Genomic DNA, 1,644 nt, shown 5'->3' on the forward strand with positions numbered 1-1,644 from the left:
AGTTTTTAAGGGCGCACGGTGGATGCCTTGGCACCAGGAACCGATGAAGGACGTGGGAGGCCACGATAGTCCCCGGGGAGCCGTCAACCAGGCTTTGATCCGGGGGTTTCCGAATGGGGAAACCCGGCAGTCGTCATGGGCTGTCACCCGCTGCTGAACACATAGGCAGTGTGGAGGGAACGAGGGGAAGTGAAACATCTCAGTACCCTCAGGAAGAGAAAACAACCGTGATTCCGGGAGTAGTGGCGAGCGAAACCGGATGAGGCCAAACCGTATGCGTGTGATACCCGGCAGGGGTTGCGCATGCGGGGTTGTGGGATCTCTTTTTCACAGTCTGCCGGCTGTGAGGCGAGTCAGAAACCGTTGATGTAGGCGAAGGACATGCGAAAGGTCCGGCGTAGAGGGTAAGACCCCCGTAGCTGAAACATCAACGGCTCGTTTAAGAGACACCCAAGTAGCACGGGGCCCGAGAAATCCCGTGTGAATCTGGCGGGACCACCCGCTAAGCCTAAATATTCCCTGGTGACCGATAGCGGATAGTACCGTGAGGGAATGGTGAAAAGTACCGCGGGAGCGGAGTGAAATAGTACCTGAAACCGTGTGCCTACAAGCCGTGGGAGCGTCGCGCAAGGACTTGTCCTTGCGTCGTGACTGCGTGCCTTTTGAAGAATGAGCCTGCGAGTTTGCGGTGTGTTGCGAGGTTAACCCGTGTGGGGAAGCCGTAGCGAAAGCGAGTCCGAACAGGGCGATTCAGTAGCGCGCTCAAGACCCGAAGCGGAGTGATCTAGCCATGGGCAGGTTGAAGCGGAGGTAAGACTTCGTGGAGGACCGAACCCACCAGGGTTGAAAACCTGGGGGATGACCTGTGGTTAGGGGTGAAAGGCCAATCAAACTCCGTGATAGCTGGTTCTCCCCGAAATGCATTTAGGTGCAGCGTCGTGTGTTTCTTGCCGGAGGTAGAGCACTGGATAGGCGATGGGCCCTACCGGGTTACTGACCTTAGCCAAACTCCGAATGCCGGTAAGTGAGAGCGCGGCAGTGAGACTGTGGGGGATAAGCTCCATGGTCGAGAGGGAAACAGCCCAGAGCATCGACTAAGGCCCCTAAGCGTACGCTAAGTGGGAAAGGATGTGGAGTCGCAGAGACAACCAGGAGGTTGGCTTAGAAGCAGCCACCCTTGAAAGAGTGCGTAATAGCTCACTGGTCAAGTGATTCCGCGCCGACAATGTAGCGGGGCTCAAGCGTACCGCCGAAGTCGTGTCATTGCAGTACATACCCCCAACGGGGACTGTGATGGGTAGGGGAGCGTCGTGTGCCGGGTGAAGCAGCCGCGGAAGCGAGTTGTGGACGGTTCACGAGTGAGAATGCAGGCATGAGTAGCGATACACACGTGAGAAACGTGTGCGCCGATTGACTAAGGGTTCCTGGGTCAAGCTGATCTGCCCAGGGTAAGTCGGGACCTAAGGCGAGGCCGACAGGCGTAGTCGATGGACAACCGGTTGATATTCCGGTACCCGCTTTGAAACGCCCAGTATCGAATCCATTAATGCTAAGGCCGTGAAGCCGCCCTGAGCTCTTCGGAGCGTAGGGGAGTGGTGGAGCCGCCGGCCCAAGGTGGTAGTAGGTAAGCGATGGGGTGACGCA

General features: G+C 57.4%; 1 rRNA gene. It reads left to right on the forward strand.

Going from position 1 to position 1,644, the window contains the following annotated elements:
• A 23S ribosomal RNA gene (locus tag IE109_RS32785) occupies nt 1-1,644 on the forward strand; the annotation flags it as partial.

The sequence above is a fragment of the Streptomyces lavendofoliae genome (assembly GCF_014649735.1).
Classification (GTDB): domain Bacteria; phylum Actinomycetota; class Actinomycetes; order Streptomycetales; family Streptomycetaceae; genus Streptomyces; species Streptomyces lavendofoliae.